Below are 17,482 nucleotides of genomic sequence, written 5' to 3'. Positions count from 1 at the left end.
GATGGAGTGGCGGGGCGAAGGCGTCCTCCTGAGCGTCCGCAAGCACGGCGAAACCGCGGCGATCATCGAGATCTTCGCACCGGGGCAGGGGCGCTATGCGGGGGTGGTCCGGGGCGGGGTGAGCCGGAAAATGACGCCCATCCTGCAGCCCGGGGCGCAGCTTGACGTGACCTGGCGCGCGCGGCTTGACGAACATATCGGGGCCTTCACGGTGGAGCCCGTCAAGGCGCGCGCGGCGCAGGTCTTCGGCGACCGGCTGGCGCTTGCCGGGATGACCTCGGCGCTTGCGCTTCTGTCCTTTGCCCTGCCGGAGCGCGAGGCGCACGATCCGCTGTACGAAAAGACCGGGGGGCTGATGGATCTGATCGGGGTGAACCCGGTCTGGCCCTTGGCCTATCTGAGGTGGGAGCTGGCGCTTCTGGACGAGCTGGGCTTCGGCCTCGATCTGTCTCGCTGCGCGGTGACGGGCGCGCTGGAAGACCTGGCCTATGTCTCTCCGAAATCGGGCCGCGCGGTCAGCCGTGCCGGGGCAGGGGAGTGGGAGGACAGGCTTTTGCCCCTGCCGCCCGCGCTTCTGGGGGAGGGCGAGGGCGCGCTGCCGGAGGTCGCGGCGGGGCTCAGGACAACCGGGCATTTCCTGTCGGCCCGGGTGGCCGCCGCGCTGGGCGACCGGCCTTTGCCCGAGGCGCGGCGTCGGTTTGCCGACCTGATCGCGCGTCAGGGCTGACGGCGAAACACCATTTCGCGCCCGTCCTCGTCCGAGAGGATCAGGACGTCGCCGGTGACTTCGGACAGCGTCATGGTCTCCAGCGCGGCGAGAAACGCGGCCTCGGCGGAAAGATCGGGGCAGGCGCGTCGCGTTGCGGCAATGGGGCCCGGTTCGAACCACGGGTAAGGGGCGGATTGCGCGGCGGAGTAGGCGTTGCAGGGTCCGGTGCCCGCGATCTGTCCTTCTTCCGGAAAACTGATTGTCGCGGTTGCATCGAAAGGCTCCCCGAAAAGATCGGAAAGCAGGTAGGTCGCGTCTCGGTCGGCATAGCCCGAGATCGTTTCGTCCCCGGCGCAGGCGGCGAGGGTCAGGCCAAGCGCGACAGCGATTGCACGTCCCAGCCGCATCGCGCGCCTCAGGCCAGAAGGCGGCGCGCGATGACTTGCGCCTGAATTTCCGCGGCACCCTCGAAGATGTTGAGGATCCGCGCGTCGCAAAGAACGCGGCTGATCTGGTATTCGAGCGCAAAACCGTTGCCGCCGTGGATCTGAAGCCCGTTATCGGCCGCCGCCCAGGCAACGCGGGCGCCCAGCAGCTTGGCCATCCCGGCCTCGAGATCGCAACGCCGGTCGTGATCCTTCTGCCGGGCGGAGAAATAGGTGAGCTGGCGGGCGATCATGGTTTCCACCGCCATCATCGCGATCTTGCCGGAGACGCGGGGGAATTCGACCAGGGCCTTGCCGAACTGCTTGCGGTCCTCGGCGTAGCGCAGCGCGATATCGAGCGCCGATTGCGCGACGCCGACAGCGCGGGCGGCGGTCTGGATACGGGCGCTTTCGAAGGTCTGCATCAGTTGCTTGAAACCCTGCCCTTCAACACCGCCGAGCAGGTTTTCGCCCTTCACATGGAAGTTGTCGAAGGCGAGTTCGTATTCCTTCATGCCGCGATAGCCCAGAACCTCGATCTCCCCGCCGGTTATGCCCTCGTCGGGAAAGGGCGCGTCGTCGGTGCCAGGCGTCTTTTCGGCGAGGAACATGGACAGGCCTCGATAATCGCTGGTGTCCGGCACGGTGCGGGCGAGAACCGTCATCACATGGGTGCGGGCGGCGTGGGTGATCCAGGTCTTGTTGCCGGTGATCCGCCAGTCGTCGCCGTCGCGGGTGGCGCGGGTGCGCAGGCTGCCGAGATCGGAACCCGTGTTGGGCTCGGTGAAGACCGCAGTGGGCAGGATCTCGCCCGAGGCGAGGCCCGGAAGCCACTTTGCCTTCTGCTCTTCAGTACCGCCGCAGAGGATGAGTTCGGCGGCGATTTCCGAGCGTGTGCCAAGGGATCCCACGCCGATATAGCCGCGCGACAGCTCTTCGCTGACGACGGCCATCGAGGCCTTGGACAGGCCGAAGCCACCGTATTCCTCGGGGATCGTCAGGCCGAAGACGCCCATTTCAGAGAGTTCGTTGATCAGCTCCATCGGGATCAGCTGGTCGTTCAGGTGCCACCCATGTGCGTTGGGTTCGACCTTTTCGACCGCGAAGCGGCGGAACTGGTCGCGGATCATCTCAAGCTCGTCGTCGAGGCCGCTTTCGCCGATTATGCCGGAGGTGCCGGTGTCGCGGATGATCTGCGCCAGACGGCTGCGCGCGGCCTGGGTGTTGCCTGATTGGGTGAGGGTCATCACCTCGTGCGCCATCAGAATGCGCTGATCGTCTTGGGAAAGACCGAGGTCTTGCAGGCGCAGGATCTCGCCCTGGCTCATGGGCAGGCCGCCGTAGAGTTGCCAGAGATACTCCCCGAAGGCGATTTGCAGGATCAGTTGCTCCGTTTCGCCGAACTTTCCCGCTGCTTCGAGCCCTTCGGCCCAGCCGTGCATCTGGCGCAGCGCCTCGACATAGGTTGCGACCCATGCAAGGCCGTGGGCGGCGGTCTGGTCGGCCTCGATCGCGGCGCCTGTGACCTTGCCGTCAACCTCGAGCCGGGCGCGGACGTGGGCCGTCGCGCGGGAAAGAAGCGCCTCGGCCGCCGTGACACCGCCCTTGGTGAGGGCGAGAAGATCGGGAAGGATCACCTGCGTTTCCTTGACTATGTCCTGACCGTCATGCGCCATTCTTCACGCCCTTTTTCTGCAACTGCAAAGGGCCTAGTCTATTCGCACCTGCAGCGCAACAACATTTCTTTCAAGGGATTAAATGTGAACTATTGTTGCGCGAACATCAGCGGGATCGGGTGAGTTCGAGGAATACATCCTCAAGATCCGGCTCTTCCGTCGCCAGCTCCCGAATCGTCACCCCCGCGGCGCGGACGTGATCGAGAAGTTCGCCCGGCGTCACGTCGTGGCGGGCATAGGTGAGCGCGATGCTGCCATCGCGCCGCCGTTCCTGCCGGACACTTTCGGGGAGATCGATCTCTGCATCGGTGCCGGTCTCGGGAAGGATCACGAGGGTGCGTGAATCGATCCGGCTGAGAAGTGCCGCGGTCGTGTCGCGGGCCACCACCTCGCCATGGTTGATGATGGCGATCTCGTCGCACATCTCCTCGGCTTCTTCGAGATAATGGGTTGTGAGGATGATGGTCATGCCCTCTTCGTTCAGCTTCCTCACATTCGTCCAGAGCATCTGGCGAAGCTCGATGTCGACGCCTGCCGTGGGTTCGTCGAGGACAAGGACCTGGGGATGATGCACGAGCGCCTTGCCCAGAAGAAGGCGGCGGCGCATCCCGCCCGAGAGCGTGCGGGCATAGGCATCGGCCTTGTCGGACAGGCCGATCAGTTCAAGGATCTCGTTTGAACGGCGTTCGCTCTTGGGTACGCCGTAAAGCCCGGCCTGGGTTTCAAGCGACTGGCGCGGGGTGAAGAAGGGATCGAAGTTCAGCTCCTGCGGCATGACGCCGATGGCGGCGCGGCTCTGGCGCGGGTTCTGATCCTGGTCGAAGCCCCAGATGCGCACCTTGCCCGAGGTTTTCAGGACAAGCCCGGCAAGGATGTTGATCAGCGTCGACTTGCCCGCGCCGTTGGGGCCGAGAAGCCCGAAGATCGACCCTGTGGGCACATTCAGCGACACACCCTTCAGCGCTTCCTTGTCGGCCTCGCCGCCCCGGCCCTTGTAAACCTTGCGCAGGTCTTCGATTTCGATCGCGTATTCCGTGGCCATGGAGTGCCTTCAACCTCTTGTGCCCGGTTCGGGCGTCGGTATGTTGAAGCCCGACCTAAGCCGGGAGATGCCCGGCGGCAACCCGAAGGGACACAGCGCCATGTCAGACGAGGCCGCATCGGCGGGTACTTCCGTGCCCGAGGTTCCGGAAACCGAAGTGGTGTCGGCCTGGCGCGTGGCCTGTGACGGGGGCGAAGGCGCGCTGGGGCACCCGCGTGTCTGGCTGTCGATCCCGCCCGACCGTGGATGGGTCGAATGCGGGTATTGCGACAAGCGGTATATCCACGAGGATTTTGCCGAGGGGTGAGGCCCTTCGTTCTCCGTGGCACAGATCCTGTGCGCCGGTGCCTGTTGGACTTCCCTCAAAGCGGGGCGATATCCTGACGGCATCCAAGGAGTTTTCCTGCCATGACTTTCCGCCCCGTGAAATCCACCTCCCACGCCCAGCCGACCATGGAGGGCGCGGGCGTGCACCTGCACCGCGTCTTCGGGTTCGGCGATCCGGGCGAGAGTGATCCGTTTCTTCTGCTCGACGATTTTAGAAACGACGATCCCAGGGCCTATGAGAAGGGTTTTCCCTGGCATCCGCACCGGGGGATCGAGACGATAACCTATGTGCTGGAAGGCGAGGTGGAGCACGGGGATTCGCTGGGTAACAACGGTGTCCTTGGCGCCGGATCGGTTCAGTGGATGACCGCAGGCTCCGGCATCCTGCACCAGGAGATGCCGCGCGGGAACGCCGCGGGACAGATGCACGGGTTTCAGCTTTGGGCCAATCTGCCGTCCTCGCTGAAGATGACGGCGCCCCGCTATCAGGACATCCAAAGCAGCGATATTCCCGAGATCATCGACGATGACGGGACGCGGGTGAAGGTGATCACGGGCGCATTCTGGGGAAAGTCGGGGCCGGTCGACGGGATCGCCGCCAATCCCCAGTATCTTGACGTTTCGCTGCCACCCGACACGCGGAAGGTTCTGCCCGTCGATACCTATGCCAACACCTTCGCCTATGTGTTCGCGGGTGCGGGGACGTTCCGCGATGCTTCCGATCCCGTGGGAGTACGGGTGGAGAAGGAAGTGGTGGGCGAGGAGCTCAACATCCGCGACATGACGGGGAACCGGACGCTCGTGCGCTTCGACACCGGCGACGAGATCACCGTCACCTCGGGGCCCGAGGGCATGCGCTTCCTTCTGGTATCGGGCCAGCCTATCGAGGAACCCGTGGCCTGGCATGGCCCCATCGTGATGAACACCCGCGAAGAGCTGATGCAGGCCATGCGTGACCTCAATAACGGCACCTTCATCAAGGCGCAGCACTGAGCCCGCTGGACCGCCCGGCACCCCCGCGTTAGGTCTAGGCGACCGGCAACATGGGGGATCCGCGATGGCGTTCGGCAAGGGACATCACCTGCACCTGATCGACGGGTCGGCCTTCATCTTCCGGGCCTATCACGCGCTGCCGCCGCTCACCCGGAAATCCGACGGGCTGCCGATCGGGGCCGTCTCGGGCTTCGTCAACATGCTGTGGAAGAATGTCGAGGACAACAAGGGGGCGGACGCGCCGACCCATGTGGCTGTGGTGTTCGACAAGGGATCGCACACCTTCCGGAACGACATGTACGACCAGTACAAGGCGAACCGGGACGAGATGCCCGAGGATCTGCGACCGCAGATCCCGCTGACGCGGGAGGCGACCAAGGCCTTTAATATCGCCTGCCTAGAACAGGTGGGGTTCGAGGCCGACGATATCATCGCGACTCTGTCCTGCATGGCCCGCAATGCGGGCGGCCGGGTCACGATCATTTCCTCCGACAAGGACCTGATGCAGCTTGTCGGCGACGGCGTCGAGATGTTCGACGCAATGAAGAATGTGCGGATCGGCGTCGAGGGCGTCCAAGAAAAGTTCGGTGTGACGCCCGACAAGGTGATCGACGTGCAGGCGCTCGCGGGCGACAGCGTCGACAATATCCCCGGCGCGCCCGGGATTGGGGTGAAGACGGCGGCTCTTCTGATCAACGAATACGGCGATCTCGAAACGCTTCTGGAACGCGCGGAGGAGATCAAGCAGCCGAAGCGGCGGCAGACGCTGATCGAGAATGCAGACCAGATCCGGCTGTCCAAGAAGCTTGTGACGCTCGATTGCGACATGGAGCTCGATTACGACCTCGACAGTCTCGAGGTGAAAGAGCCGGTGGCGGACGACCTTCTGGCTTTCCTCACCGAAATGGAATTCCGCACGATCACCAAGCGGGTGTCGGAGGCGCTGGGCGTCGAAGCCCCGGTGATTGCGGAGGCCGCGCCGGCCGCGGCGCCCGACCGCCCCGAAGCCCCGCCCATCGACCCGGAGGCGTACGAGTGCGTGCGCGATGGCGGGGCGCTTGAGGCCTGGATCGCGAAGATCCGGGGGCGGGGCTGGGTGGCCGTCGATACCGAGACGACGGGGCTGAACGAGATGACGGCCGATCTGGTGGGGATATCGCTTGCCGTCGATGCAGGCAGCGCCTGCTATATCCCGCTGACCCATCGCGCAGCGTCGTCGGATGATCTTTTCGGGTCGGACGATCTGGCCGAAGGGCAGATCGACCTTGATGAGGCGCTGAAGCTTCTGAAGCCCGTGCTGGAAGACCCGGCGGTTCTGAAGATCGGCCAGAACATGAAATACGACGCCAAGATCTTCGCCCGCTACGGGGTGAATGTTGCGCCGATCGACGACACGATGCTGATTTCCTACGCGCTGCACGCGGGGCTGCACGGGCATGGGATGGATCAGCTTTCGGAGCGGTACCTGGGCCACCAGCCGATCGAGATCAAATCGCTTCTGGGCACGGGCAAGTCGCAGATCACCTTTGACCGGGTGCCGATCGACGATGCCGTGCGCTATGCCGCCGAGGATGCCGACATCACGCTGAGGCTCTGGCAGACATTGAAGCCGCAGCTTCACCTGAACCGGGTGACAACTGTCTACGAGACGCTCGAACGCCCGCTGGTGCCGGTTCTGGCTAGGATGGAGATGTCTGGCATCAAGGTGGATCGCGATACGCTGTCGCGCATGTCGAACGCCTTCGCTCAGAAGATGGCCGCGCTGGAAGACGAGATCCAGGAGATGGCGGGCGAGAAGTTCAATGTCGGGAGCCCCGCGCAGGTGGGGGAGATCCTGTTCGAGCGGATGGGCCTGCCGGGCGGAAAGAAGGGCAAGACGGGGAAATACTCGACCCCGGCGGACGTGCTGGAAGATCTGGCGACCGAGCATGACCTGCCCGCGCGAGTGCTGGATTACCGGCAGGTGCAGAAGCTGAAATCGACCTACACCGATGCACTGCAGGAGCATATCAACCCCGAGACGGGGCGGGTGCACACAAGCTATTCGATCGCCGGGGCGAATACGGGGCGGTTGGCCTCGACCGACCCGAACCTTCAGAACATTCCCGTGCGAACCGAGGAAGGCCGCCGGATCAGAACGGCCTTTGTGGCGGAGCCGGGGCATGTGCTCGTCAGCCTCGATTACAGCCAGATCGAATTGCGTATTCTCGCCCATATCGCCGATATCGAGGCGTTGAAGCAGGCGTTCCGCGAAGGGCAGGATATTCACGCCGCGACGGCATCGGAAATGTTCAACGTGCCGCTTGACGAGATGACGCCCGAGATCCGGCGGCAGGCGAAGGCGATCAACTTCGGGGTGATCTACGGGATTTCGGGCTTCGGGCTCGCGCGGAACCTGCGGATCCCGCGGGAGGAGGCGCAGGGCTTCATCGACCGGTATTTCGAACGGTTCCCCGGGATCCGCGCCTATATGGATGAAACGGTGTCCTTCGCGAAGGAGCACGGTTACGTGCAGACGCTGTTCGGGCGGCGGATCAATACGCCCGAGATCAACGCGAAGGGCCCGACGGCGGGCTTTGCCCGGCGCGCGGCGATCAATGCGCCGATCCAGGGCACGGCGGCGGATGTGATCCGGCGGGCGATGATCCGGATGCCGCGCGCGATCGAGGGACAGCCGGCGCGGATGCTGTTGCAGGTGCATGACGAGCTTTTGTTCGAGGTCGAGCAAGGCGGCGTCGACCGGCTGATCGACACCGCGCGCGACGTGATGGAAGGCGCGGCCGATCCAGCCGTGAGGCTGACCGTTCCCCTTACGGTCGATGCGGGGCAGGGGGACAACTGGGCCGATGCGCACTGATCCCCGGTGGGATCGTGATTTTCCATATCACCGCTTTGCTGGCACAGTTGTGCGGGCGAAATGGAGAGTGTGATGTTCCAGCAAGCGAAGCGGCTTCTGACCGTTCTGATTATGCTTGGCATGCCCGTGCCAATTGCCGCCCAGTCGGTGGAGGAGCGGGCCTATGGCCTGCCGGGCGACCCGGGGCTCGACGACAACGGTGTGCGGATCAACCGGCCCGCGCCGATCGAAAACCCGTTCGCTACGCCCGCCTATGACGGGCCGCCCTCGCCGCGTTCCGCGGATGCGCTGTTGCGGGCCTCGCGGGTCGATGAATTGCTGCGCGCCGAGGCTGAGGCCGCGCAGGCGGCGGCTGAGCGGGATCGGCGCGTGCGCGACGTCTATGTCGTGCCGCGCTACCGGATCGGTCAGGGACACGGTTCGGGCCTGCACCTGGGGCTCAAATATTCAGAGGATGACGGGCTTTCGGGGCACCTGACCATCGGATCGCCCTGGCACGGGCAGGGGTATTACCACCCCAAGACGCCGCTTCACTGGCCAAAGCCGGAACCGCAGCCTACGCGGCCCCTGCAATAGGGCCATGGCGCGGGCGGCGGAGGGCGCAGAGCGGGTGGAAGTGCGGGGGCGGGCCGAGCTTCGCGCCTGGCTTGCCGCGCATCACGCGACCGCCTCCTCGGTCTGGCTCGTGACCTACAAGAAGCATACCGATCACTATCTCGACTATGGCGAGATGATCGAAGAGCTTCTGTGCTGGGGCTGGATCGACAGCCAGACACGGGGTGTGGACGGGGATCGTACCAGCGTGCTGATCGCGCCGCGCAACCCGAAATCGGCGTGGTCCCGGGCGAACAAGGAAAAGATCGAGGCGGCGCGCGCGGCTGGCCGGATGACGCCTGCGGGCGAGGCGCTGGTGGCGGCAGCGCGGGAGAACGGGATGTGGGCGTTTCTCGACGATGTGGAGCGGCTGGAGCGTCCGGCCGATCTCGACGCTGCGCTGGGGCCGCGCGTGGCGGGCTGGGAGGCATGGCCGCGATCGGTGAAGCGCGGGGCGCTTGAGTGGATCAAGACGGCAAGAACGGATGCGACGCGGGCCAGGCGGATCGCTGATGTGGTTGACAGCCTCGATGCGGGGCTGAGGCCAACGCCGTTCCGGCGCTAGGGGCCCGTTGCGGCGCAGGGCCGGGCCTCCACGCGGAAGGCCTGGCCCCCGATCCTATGGCCGGCTATTCGGGAACGGTCTCTCCCGATCCGCCGAATTCCGACGGGAAATCCTTCATCTTGGGCAGCCCATCCTTCATCCGAAGCACGGTTTCCGCGTAGTTCACGTGGATACCCGGAGTGAAGGTCACGCTGGGGATGACGGCCGCGTAGACATCCGTAAGGCCAAGGCCGGGATGCCCTGCCATAAGGTGCCCGCCGCACTTGTCGCACCATTTCCGGTCGCTGTTCGCGGTCTTGTTGAATTGCCGGACGTGTTCCTCACCTTTCACGATCCGGACGCTGGTGGGGTTCCAGAGCGTGAAGGCGTTTACCGGGCCGGCCGACCAGGATCTGCAGCTTTCGCAATGGCAGTATCCCATCCCGGCCGGTTCGCCGGTAACCTCGATCTCCACGGCACCGCAGAAACACTGGCCCTTGTGTGTATCGGTCATTTTGTCCCTCGTTCTTTTTGGTTTGAGCAACCACTCTAGCACGGAACGAGGAGGTGCACCGTAAATCGGATGAGGCGCCTGGCGGGGCGTCTCATGCCCGAAACGCTTTGGGCGAGGCCGCAGGCAAGGCAACGGTGGCACTGCGGCCCCGGGGGGGGCAGCACGCCAAGCGGCCTCAGTAGATGTACCGGATCTGATCCGTCCAGAACCGTTCCAGCCGGGCCAGGCAGGCATTGGTTTCGTTCAGGCCGGCGGGGCCGAAGCCACTGCGCCCGGCCATGCCGTTGACGTGACGGTCGAACAGGCCGGCAACCACGTCACGCACGTCCTGCCCCTTTTCGGTCAGGCGAACCCGCACGGAACGGCGATCGATATCACAGCGCTGGTGGTGCATGTATCCCGCCTCCACCAGTTTCTTGAGGTTGTAGGAGACGTTCGAGCCCTGGTAATAGCCGCGGCTCTTCAGCTCGCCAGCTGTCACCTCGTTCTCGCCCACATTGAACAGAAGAAGCGCCTGCACGGCGTTGATTTCCAGGATGCCGATCCGTTCGAACTCGTCCTTGATGACGTCGAGGAGAAGGCGGTGCAGCCGCTCCACGAGGGCTAGGGTTTCGAGGTATTCGGATGCAAGCCCGCCCGTCTCCCCCTCGAGGATCGGTTCAATCATACTCATGGTCGTCTCCGGCCGTCTTACCCATACGGGCATGTCTTGGCCGGAAATCGCGAATTATCCTTTAATTTGGATGATTTACGGTCTCGCGGGCGATGCGCGAGATCAGGGGCGCGAGGTGTTCGGGCGGCACGGCCTGGCCGGAAACCCAGAGATAGAGATCTTGGTCGTTCTCATCGAGCAGCGCTTCGTAAGCGTCGAGCGTCGTTTCATCCATCTCGGGCAGGTTCCGATCCGACCATTTGCCCAGAATCAGATCCATCTCCTTCGTGCCACGGCGCCAGGAGCGGATCTTGAGCCGCTTGAGACGGGTTTCGGCCGCCTCCGTCATGCCGCGCGGCGCATCGCCGATTTCAGACGCTTCTCGAGCCGGCCGAGCCGTTCGGCGCTTTGCGCCATGTCGACCCGAAGCTTGCGCATCTCGGCCAGAAGGGCGGCCAGATCTTCCTCATGGGTCGGATCGGGGGCGTCGATGCCCTCGCCCTCCCCGGTGAGAAGCCAGCGGATGCTCACGTTTAGCACGCCGGCAAGAAGCTGAAGCTTGTTGGCCCGCGGTTCGGCGGTGTCCTGTTCCCAGCCCTGAACGGTCTTCAGGCGAACACCCAGCCGGCGCGCCAGTTCTTCGTCCGTCATGCCGAGAGCCTCGCGCGCGGCTGCGACACGATCGCCGAATGTTGCCATGTCTTCGGAATACCAGTCGTTGTCGAGAGCATCGTCCATTGGGGGCACCTGCGGTTACGGGTTGAAGGGAAGCCTTGCCGACAATATGGGTCGCTTTCGTGAACGCTCAACCGGAGACGACCATGAGCTTGCAATCCGCGACACTCCAGAGGGTGAAACCATCCCCCACAATGGCGGTGACGGCGAAGGCCGATGAGCTCAAGCGGGCGGGCCGTGACGTGATCGGGCTCGGCGCCGGGGAGCCGGACTTTCCGACGCCCGAAAACATTCGCGAGGCCGGCAAGCACGCGATCGACGAGGGCAAGACGCGCTATACCAACGTCGACGGAATTCCGGAGCTGAAAGAGGCGGTGCGGGCGAAATTCCTGCGCGAAAACAACCTCGATTACACCCTGTCGCAGATCACCATCTCCTCTGGCGGGAAACAGGCGATCTGGAACGCGCTTCTGGCGACGCTGAACCCCGGTGACGAGGTGCTGATCCCCGCACCCTACTGGGTCAGCTACCCCGATATGGTGCTGATGGCGGGGGGCACGCCGGTGGTGATCGAGACCACGCTTGAAAGCGGGTTCAAGATGTCGCCCGAGGCGCTCGAGGCGGCGATCACACCGAAGACGAAGTGGCTGATTTTCAACTCGCCGTCGAACCCGACCGGCGCGGGCTACCGGCGCGACGAGCTGAAGGCGCTGACCGACGTTCTGATGCGGCACCCGCAGGTCTGGGTGCTGACCGACGACATGTACGAGCATATAGCCTTCGAAGGTTTCACCTTCGCTACCCCTGCAGAGGTGGAGCCCGGGCTTTATGACCGGACACTGACGCTCAACGGCGTGTCGAAGGCCTATGCCATGACGGGCTGGCGGATCGGCTATGCCGGCGGGCCCGAACCCCTGATCGCGGCGATGCGGAAGGTGCAGTCGCAGACCACCTCGAACCCCTGTTCGGTCAGCCAGTGGGCGGCGGTCGAGGCGCTGAACGGGCCGCAGGATTTCCTTGCCCCGAACGCGCGGCTCTTCCAGACGCGGCGGGATCTTGTCGTTGCGGGGCTGAACGCCTGTCCGGGGATCACCTGCCCGGTGCCGGAAGGCGCGTTCTACGTCTATCCGTCGATCGCAGGGTGCATCGGAAAAGTCTCTGCCTCCGGCACGCGGATTGTGGATGACGAGGCGTTCGTCACCGCGCTTCTCGAGGAAACAGGCGTTGCGGTCGTCTTCGGGGCGGCCTTCGGGCTCAGCCCGCATTTCCGCGTGAGCTATGCCACCTCAGAGGCGGAACTGACCGAGGCCTGCGCCCGGATCAAACGGTTCTGCGAAGGTCTCACGGACGGCTGACGGGGCGTGGCGCCCAGGGACGGTGCGCGCCGGGGCGGTAGGTGGGCACATCGATGAGGGTCTCTTTCCTGAGGTAAAGGGCAAGCGCCCCGGTTTCCGCCAGAACTGCCGGGTCGATCACCCGGCAGGGACCGGCCAGGGGCGCGATCGGCGCCGAGGTGACGAGGATGGCGTTCCTGGCACAGGCCGCGCGGCCTGCTTCTTCCGCGCCACGGCCCCAAAGGTGGTGGATGTCAAAGGGGCCGATCCGCCCCACCGCATGTCCCTTGTCGATCATCAGCCCCGAACGGGCGGCGGCGACCCCCTGGGTCGCGCCGTCGCCGTCGTTTTCGAGCCAGGTTTCCGCGGCGAACCCGCCGCCCCGCGGCTTGCTGAGGCTGCGGCCCTCTTCGGCGAGAAGCCCGATCAGCCCGCCATCGGCCGCGATCAGAAGCCCCGGGCGCTCTGTCATGGCCCAGAGGGCGAGGGCCGCCATGGCAGGCAGGATCCCGGCCCATCGGAGGCGCGTTGTCCAGAGAACCGTAAACAGCGCCCCCAGCGTCAGAAGCGGAAGGATGGCGGGGGCGGGGGTGGCCACGTGGCTGACTGTGCCATCAAGGCTTGCGACATGGTGTGCGACGGCGAGGATCCAGTCGATGCCCAGCGCCATGATCCTCAGCCCGACCTCTCCAAGCCCAAGCGGTGCGAGCAGCGCGGCGGCCACCGCACCGGGCACGACGACCGCGCCCATCGCAGGCACGGCCAGGAGGTTGGCGATCAGGCCGAAATGGGGAACACGGTTGAAATGCGCGGCCGCGATCGGTGCGGTGGCGAGGCCGGCGACAAGCGAAGACAGCGCAAGGGCCCCCACCCATCGCAGCACCGGGTGCAGACGCCAGAAGCCCGAGTTCCGCAGCGCCCCGAAGGCCGCGACGAGCGCGGTGGTGGCGGCGAAGGACATCTGGAATCCGGGGCCGAGGATCGCCTCTGGCCGCAGCGTCAGAACGATCAGCGCGGCCAGCGCAACGGAGCGGAGCGTCAGCGCCCGCCGGTCGAAAAGCACCGCGGCGAACATCACCGCCACCATGATATAGGCACGCTCGGTGGCGACATTGCCGCCCGAAAGGCCAAGGTAGACTGTGCCTGCCGCAAGAGCCGAGACGGCCCCGATCTTGTGAAGCGGCCAACGCAGGGCCGCCCAGGGCACAAGGGCAAGGCCATAGCGCACGAGCGCGAAGACGAAGCCCGTCAGCATCCCCATGTGCAGCCCCGAGATCGCGAGGAGATGGGCGAGGTTCGACAAGCGCATCGCCTCGAGCGTGGGCTGGTCGAGCCCCGATCTGTCGCCGGTGATCACAGCCGCCGCGAAAGCGCCCGTGGTGCCTGGAAGCGTTGCGCGCACCGCCCCCGCGATGGTGTTGCGCAGGCGGAAGAGAAGAAGGCCCGTATGCCCCTCTTCCGCCGGCCAGAGGGCGAGGACGGGCGTGCGCGTATATCCCACAGCCCCGATCCGCTTGAACCAGGCCTGTCGGCGGAAATCGAAACCGCCTGGCTCCACCGGCCCGCCGGGCGGGGCGAGGTGGCCGGTCAGAATGACCGTGAGGCCGGGTTCAGGGGTAACGAAGCCCTGGTCCCCGTGAAGCGAAATGCGAATGCGCGCGGGCGTACGGGCGTCCGGCACCCGTTCCAGCACCACCCGATCCAGCGTCAGGCGGATCTTGTCGGATCCCGAGCGGTCGATATCGACGATCCGCCCCTGGATCGGCCCGTAGTATCTGAATGAAAGCACAGGTTCGGCGATGCTGTGGGTGCGGCCCGCCGCGATGGCCGCCCTCAGAAGAAGGCAAAGCCCAGCGATGGCCAGCGGTGCCTCGAGCCCCTTTCGCCTGAGCCGCCAGAGAAACGCAGTTGCCAGCGTTGCGGCTGACGCCCAGAAGACTGCTCCCGGCTCTCGTGCGAGACCCAGATAGGCGGCGATCCCGGTGCCGTAGAACACCGGGGTCCAGAGAATGAGCGATCCGCGCTGCCCGTCCAGCATGCGGGTCAGGCGGCCGGCGGTCAGCACCCTTGTTTTCTCCCGCGCCAGTCCTGTAGTGACGGGACCGAGCTTTCCCTCCGATGGTTTCCAAAACGTTAACAGGGGCACACATGCCTGAAACTTCAACGGACCGTCCGGTCGTCACCCGCATCGCGCCCTCGCCCACCGGGTACATGCATATCGGCACGGCGCGCACGGCGCTGTTCAACTGGCTTTATGCCCGGGGCCGGGGCGGGCGGTTCCTGCTGCGGATCGAGGATACCGACCGCGCCCGATCCACGCCCGAAGCGACAGAGGCGATCCTGGATGGCATGCGCTGGCTAGGCCTCGACTGGGATGGCGAGGCCGTCAGCCAGTTCGAACAGGCGGGCCGCCATGCCGAGGTGGCGCAGGAGATGCTGGCGCGCGGGGCGGCCTACAAATGCTTTTCCACGCAGCAGGAGATCGAGGCGTTCCGGGAAGCCGCGCGCGCAGAGGGGCGATCGACGCTCTTCCGTTCGCCCTGGCGCGATGCGGATCCGGCGACCCACCCCGACGCGCCCTTCGCGATCCGGGTGAAGGCGCCGCGCGAGGGCGAGACGGTCATTCACGACGTTGTGCAGGGCGACGTGACAATCCGGAACGACCAGCTCGACGACATGATCGTCCTTCGGTCGGACGGCACGCCGACCTACATGCTGGCCGTTGTCGTCGACGATCACGACATGGGCGTGACCCATGTGATCCGGGGCGACGACCACCTGAACAACGCCGCCCGCCAGATGCTGGTGTACGAGGCGATGGGATGGGAGGTGCCGGTCTGGGCGCATATCCCGCTGATCCACGGCGAGGACGGCAAGAAGCTGTCGAAACGACACGGCGCGCTGGGCGTCATGGAATGGGCCGCGATGGGCTATCCGGCGGCGGCGATGCGCAACTACCTCGCCCGGCTTGGCTGGAGCCATGGGGATGACGAATTCTTCACCGATGCGCAGGCGCTTGAATGGTTCGACATTACCGGAATCAAGAAATCGCCCGCGCGGATGGACCGCAAGAAGCTCGATCACCTGTCGGGGCAGCATATCGCGGCGATGGGCGACGAAGATGTGATCGCAGGTGTAGAAAGTTATTTTGCAGCTGCAAAAAGACCGTCCCTGTCCGATGCCACAAAGGCGGCGTTGAAATCCGCGCTCTTTTGCCTCACGGATCGGGCCCGTACCTTCGAGGAACTTATTGATAAAGCGCACTTTACTATGATCGAGCGCCCGGTGCGGCCCGATGAGAAAGCGTCCTCCCAACTTGACAATGTATCCCGTGGTATACTGTCAGAATTGACGCCGCACCTGCAAAATGCTAGTTGGACCCGGGCTTCGCTGGAAGCTATCCTGACGGAATTCGCAGAGGCACAGGGGCTGAAGTTCGGAAAACTTGCCGGGCCGATGCGTGCCGCGCTTGCAGGACGCAGCGTAACCCCCAGCGTCTATGATATGATGCTGGTGCTGGGACAAGACGAAACCGTCGCCCGGCTGAATGACGCGAGCCGGGGCTAACCGGCCGCACTCTCCGGCAGGCTTCTTGCCGCCACACGATGAAGTTCTGCGGTCTCGTCAGGGGCCGCTGCAGGAAGGATGCAAGACAATGCCTGATACGCAGCAGGAGACGAAGACGGCCAAGCTTATCTTTGATGGGACAGAGCTTGAATTGCCGGTTCTGACGCCGACAGCCGGCCCGGATGTCATCGATATTCGAAAGCTCTATGGCCAGGGCGGCGTGTTTACTTACGATCCCGGCTTCACGTCGACCGCGTCCTGCGACTCGACGATCACCTTCATCGACGGCGATAAGGGCGAGCTTCTGCACCGGGGTTATCCGATCGATCAGCTGGCCGAGAAATCGCATTTCCTCGAGGTCTGCTACCTCCTTCTCTACGGCGATCTTCCGACGGCCGAACAGCTCGAAGACTTCGAGAACCGCGTCACCATGCACACGATGCTGCATGAGCAGATGCAGAACTTCTTCCGCGGCTTTCGCCGGGATGCGCACCCCATGGCTGTCATGGTGGGGGTCGTGGGCGCGATGTCGGCCTTCTATCCCGACTCGACCGATATTCACGATCCCTGGCAGCGCGAGGTCGCCTCGATCCGCCTGATCGCGAAAATGCCGACGATCGCGGCCTGGGCCTACAAGTACTCGATCGGCCAGCCGTTCATGTATCCCCGGAACGATCTCGATTATGCGTCGAACTTCCTCAGGATGTGCTTCGCGGTGCCGGCAGAGGATTATGTCGTCAACCCGATCCTTAGCCGCGCGATGGACCGGATTTTCACGCTTCATGCCGATCACGAACAGAATGCCTCGACCTCGACGGTGCGGCTTGCCTCCTCTTCGGGGGCGAACCCGTTTGCCTGTATCGCGGCTGGCGTTGCCTGTCTCTGGGGCCCGGCGCATGGCGGCGCAAACCAGGCCTGTCTTGAAATGCTGCGCGAGATCGGAACGCCCGACCGCATCCCCGAATTCATCGCGCGCGCCAAGGACAAGAACGATCCGTTCCGCCTGATGGGCTTTGGCCACCGGGTCTATAAGAACTTCGACCCGCGCGCGAAGGTGATGAAGCAGTCGGCCGACGAGGTGCTGGATCTTCTGGGGATCGAGAACAACCCGACGCTGCAGGTCGCCAAGGAGCTGGAGCGGATCGCGCTGGAAGATCCTTATTTCAAGGACAAGAAACTCTACCCGAACGTGGATTTCTATTCCGGCATCATCCTCGATGCCATGGGCTTCCCGACCTCCATGTTCACGCCGATCTTCGCGCTTGCTCGCACGGTTGGCTGGGTGTCGCAGTGGAAAGAGATGATCGCGGATCCGCAACTCAAGATCGGACGCCCGCGTCAGCTTTACGTGGGTGCGAACCGGCGCGACTACGTGGATGTCGAAGACCGGTAAAACGTTCCGGCAGGATTGTCGAAGCGCCGCTCCCCGAGGGGCGGCGCTTTGCGTTTCCGGGCCCGCGAATTGCGCGGTATCAAATCTCTGGCCCTTCACGCCGCTAAAGCATCCGGCCTTTAACCTGAGACATATCCGGCAGCCCTGAAGTAGTTCCAACACTCTTCGGGTGAGTATAGA

At 64.5% G+C, this 17,482-nt stretch carries 17 protein-coding genes; 9 read left to right on the top strand and 8 right to left on the bottom strand.

From position 1 onward, the window contains the following. The first annotated feature begins 1 nt into the window (after window position 1). Window positions 2-727: a DNA repair protein RecO gene (gene recO, locus RXV90_RS11000; RefSeq protein ID WP_316648711.1), complete on the top strand. Its 726-nt coding sequence runs from the start codon at window positions 2-4 to the stop codon at window positions 725-727. On the opposite strand, the gene RXV90_RS10995 is transcribed toward recO, so the two are convergent. From RXV90_RS10995 to RXV90_RS10985, 3 genes are all read right to left on the bottom strand, one after another. Beyond that, on the bottom strand, window positions 718-1,116 hold the full coding sequence (locus tag RXV90_RS10995; protein ID WP_316648710.1) for an META domain-containing protein: 399 nt from the start codon (window positions 1,114-1,116) through the stop codon (window positions 718-720). The genes recO and RXV90_RS10995 overlap by 10 nt on opposite strands. Before the next feature lie 8 nt (window positions 1,117-1,124). Next, window positions 1,125-2,810: an acyl-CoA dehydrogenase family protein gene (locus RXV90_RS10990; RefSeq protein WP_316648709.1), complete on the bottom strand. Its 1,686-nt coding sequence runs from the start codon at window positions 2,808-2,810 to the stop codon at window positions 1,125-1,127. A 106-nt stretch (window positions 2,811-2,916) separates the two neighbouring features. Next, window positions 2,917-3,852, bottom strand: a complete 936-nt coding sequence (locus RXV90_RS10985; protein WP_316648708.1) for an ABC transporter ATP-binding protein — start codon at window positions 3,850-3,852, stop codon at window positions 2,917-2,919. 100 nt (window positions 3,853-3,952) lie between these two features. Between RXV90_RS10985 and RXV90_RS10980 the strand changes: the two genes are divergently transcribed. From RXV90_RS10980 to RXV90_RS10960, 5 genes are all read left to right on the top strand, one after another. Beyond that, on the top strand, window positions 3,953-4,159 hold the full coding sequence (locus tag RXV90_RS10980) for a zinc-finger domain-containing protein (RefSeq protein WP_316648927.1): 207 nt from the start codon (window positions 3,953-3,955) through the stop codon (window positions 4,157-4,159). A gap of 101 nt (window positions 4,160-4,260) precedes the next feature. Beyond that, a complete protein-coding gene (locus RXV90_RS10975; RefSeq protein WP_316648707.1) occupies window positions 4,261-5,172 on the top strand; it encodes a pirin family protein in 912 nt (303 codons plus the stop codon). A gap of 64 nt (window positions 5,173-5,236) precedes the next feature. Continuing rightward, the gene (polA, locus tag RXV90_RS10970; protein ID WP_316648705.1) at window positions 5,237-8,029 is read left to right on the top strand and encodes a DNA polymerase I; all 2,793 of its coding nucleotides are present in this window, start codon (window positions 5,237-5,239) and stop codon (window positions 8,027-8,029) included. A 72-nt stretch (window positions 8,030-8,101) separates the two neighbouring features. Further along, entirely contained in the window at window positions 8,102-8,605 is a 504-nt protein-coding gene (locus RXV90_RS10965; protein WP_316648704.1) for a hypothetical protein, read from the top strand. Between the two features lie 4 nt (window positions 8,606-8,609). Beyond that, the gene (locus tag RXV90_RS10960) at window positions 8,610-9,188 is read left to right on the top strand and encodes a YdeI/OmpD-associated family protein (RefSeq protein ID WP_316648703.1); all 579 of its coding nucleotides are present in this window, start codon (window positions 8,610-8,612) and stop codon (window positions 9,186-9,188) included. A 64-nt stretch (window positions 9,189-9,252) separates the two neighbouring features. Here RXV90_RS10960 and RXV90_RS10955 read toward each other — a convergent pair whose 3' ends face one another. From RXV90_RS10955 to RXV90_RS10940, 4 genes are all read right to left on the bottom strand, one after another. Beyond that, window positions 9,253-9,681: a GFA family protein gene (locus RXV90_RS10955; protein WP_316648702.1), complete on the bottom strand. Its 429-nt coding sequence runs from the start codon at window positions 9,679-9,681 to the stop codon at window positions 9,253-9,255. Between the two features lie 175 nt (window positions 9,682-9,856). Further along, complete coding sequence (locus RXV90_RS10950; protein ID WP_316648701.1) at window positions 9,857-10,354, bottom strand: MarR family winged helix-turn-helix transcriptional regulator; 498 nt, start codon at window positions 10,352-10,354, stop codon at window positions 9,857-9,859. Between the two features lie 61 nt (window positions 10,355-10,415). Then, on the bottom strand, window positions 10,416-10,682 hold the full coding sequence (locus RXV90_RS10945; protein ID WP_316648700.1) for an FAD assembly factor SdhE: 267 nt from the start codon (window positions 10,680-10,682) through the stop codon (window positions 10,416-10,418). Further along, window positions 10,679-11,071, bottom strand: coding sequence for a helix-turn-helix domain-containing protein (locus RXV90_RS10940; protein ID WP_316648699.1), 393 nt, complete (start codon window positions 11,069-11,071; stop codon window positions 10,679-10,681). Before RXV90_RS10940 ends, RXV90_RS10945 begins: the two co-directional genes overlap by 4 nt. 83 nt (window positions 11,072-11,154) lie before the next feature. Here RXV90_RS10940 and RXV90_RS10935 point away from each other — a divergent pair, with 83 nt between their 5' ends. Beyond that, entirely contained in the window at window positions 11,155-12,363 is a 1,209-nt protein-coding gene (locus RXV90_RS10935; protein WP_316648698.1) for a pyridoxal phosphate-dependent aminotransferase, read from the top strand. Here the strand turns inward: RXV90_RS10935 and RXV90_RS10930 are convergent. Further along, entirely contained in the window at window positions 12,350-14,407 is a 2,058-nt protein-coding gene (locus RXV90_RS10930; protein ID WP_316648697.1) for a ComEC/Rec2 family competence protein, read from the bottom strand. The two genes, RXV90_RS10935 and RXV90_RS10930, sit on opposite strands and share 14 nt — an antisense overlap. An 83-nt stretch (window positions 14,408-14,490) precedes the next feature. On the opposite strand from RXV90_RS10930, the gene gltX reads away from it, so the two are divergent. Both gltX and gltA read left to right on the top strand, forming a co-directional pair. Further along, the gene (gltX, locus tag RXV90_RS10925) at window positions 14,491-15,909 is read left to right on the top strand and encodes a glutamate--tRNA ligase (RefSeq protein WP_316648696.1); all 1,419 of its coding nucleotides are present in this window, start codon (window positions 14,491-14,493) and stop codon (window positions 15,907-15,909) included. Between the two features lie 88 nt (window positions 15,910-15,997). Beyond that, window positions 15,998-17,302, top strand: coding sequence for a citrate synthase (gltA, locus tag RXV90_RS10920; protein WP_316648695.1), 1,305 nt, complete (start codon window positions 15,998-16,000; stop codon window positions 17,300-17,302). The last annotated feature ends 180 nt before the right edge of the window (window positions 17,303-17,482 follow it).

Origin of the sequence: Ovoidimarina sediminis (assembly GCF_032586175.1) — a bacterium.
Taxonomy (GTDB): Bacteria; Pseudomonadota; Alphaproteobacteria; order Rhodobacterales; family Rhodobacteraceae; genus Ovoidimarina; species Ovoidimarina sediminis.
This window is presented reverse-complemented; position numbering and strand designations above follow the sequence as displayed.

Coding starts and splice junctions, on each gene's coding strand:
- RXV90_RS10975 (WP_316648707.1), top strand. CDS start 4,261: ATGACTTTCCGCCCCGTGAAATCCACCTCCCACGCCCAGCCGACCATG.
- RXV90_RS10995 (WP_316648710.1), bottom strand. CDS start 1,116: ATGCGGCTGGGACGTGCAATCGCTGTCGCGCTTGGCCTGACCCTCGCC.
- recO (WP_316648711.1), top strand. CDS start 2: ATGGAGTGGCGGGGCGAAGGCGTCCTCCTGAGCGTCCGCAAGCACGGC.
- RXV90_RS10935 (WP_316648698.1), top strand. CDS start 11,155: ATGAGCTTGCAATCCGCGACACTCCAGAGGGTGAAACCATCCCCCACA.
- polA (WP_316648705.1), top strand. CDS start 5,237: ATGGCGTTCGGCAAGGGACATCACCTGCACCTGATCGACGGGTCGGCC.
- RXV90_RS10980 (WP_316648927.1), top strand. CDS start 3,953: ATGTCAGACGAGGCCGCATCGGCGGGTACTTCCGTGCCCGAGGTTCCG.
- RXV90_RS10965 (WP_316648704.1), top strand. CDS start 8,102: ATGTTCCAGCAAGCGAAGCGGCTTCTGACCGTTCTGATTATGCTTGGC.
- RXV90_RS10960 (WP_316648703.1), top strand. CDS start 8,610: ATGGCGCGGGCGGCGGAGGGCGCAGAGCGGGTGGAAGTGCGGGGGCGG.
- RXV90_RS10950 (WP_316648701.1), bottom strand. CDS start 10,354: ATGAGTATGATTGAACCGATCCTCGAGGGGGAGACGGGCGGGCTTGCA.
- RXV90_RS10945 (WP_316648700.1), bottom strand. CDS start 10,682: ATGACGGAGGCGGCCGAAACCCGTCTCAAGCGGCTCAAGATCCGCTCC.
- gltX (WP_316648696.1), top strand. CDS start 14,491: ATGCCTGAAACTTCAACGGACCGTCCGGTCGTCACCCGCATCGCGCCC.
- RXV90_RS10955 (WP_316648702.1), bottom strand. CDS start 9,681: ATGACCGATACACACAAGGGCCAGTGTTTCTGCGGTGCCGTGGAGATC.
- RXV90_RS10990 (WP_316648709.1), bottom strand. CDS start 2,810: ATGGCGCATGACGGTCAGGACATAGTCAAGGAAACGCAGGTGATCCTT.
- gltA (WP_316648695.1), top strand. CDS start 15,998: ATGCCTGATACGCAGCAGGAGACGAAGACGGCCAAGCTTATCTTTGAT.
- RXV90_RS10940 (WP_316648699.1), bottom strand. CDS start 11,071: ATGGACGATGCTCTCGACAACGACTGGTATTCCGAAGACATGGCAACA.
- RXV90_RS10985 (WP_316648708.1), bottom strand. CDS start 3,852: ATGGCCACGGAATACGCGATCGAAATCGAAGACCTGCGCAAGGTTTAC.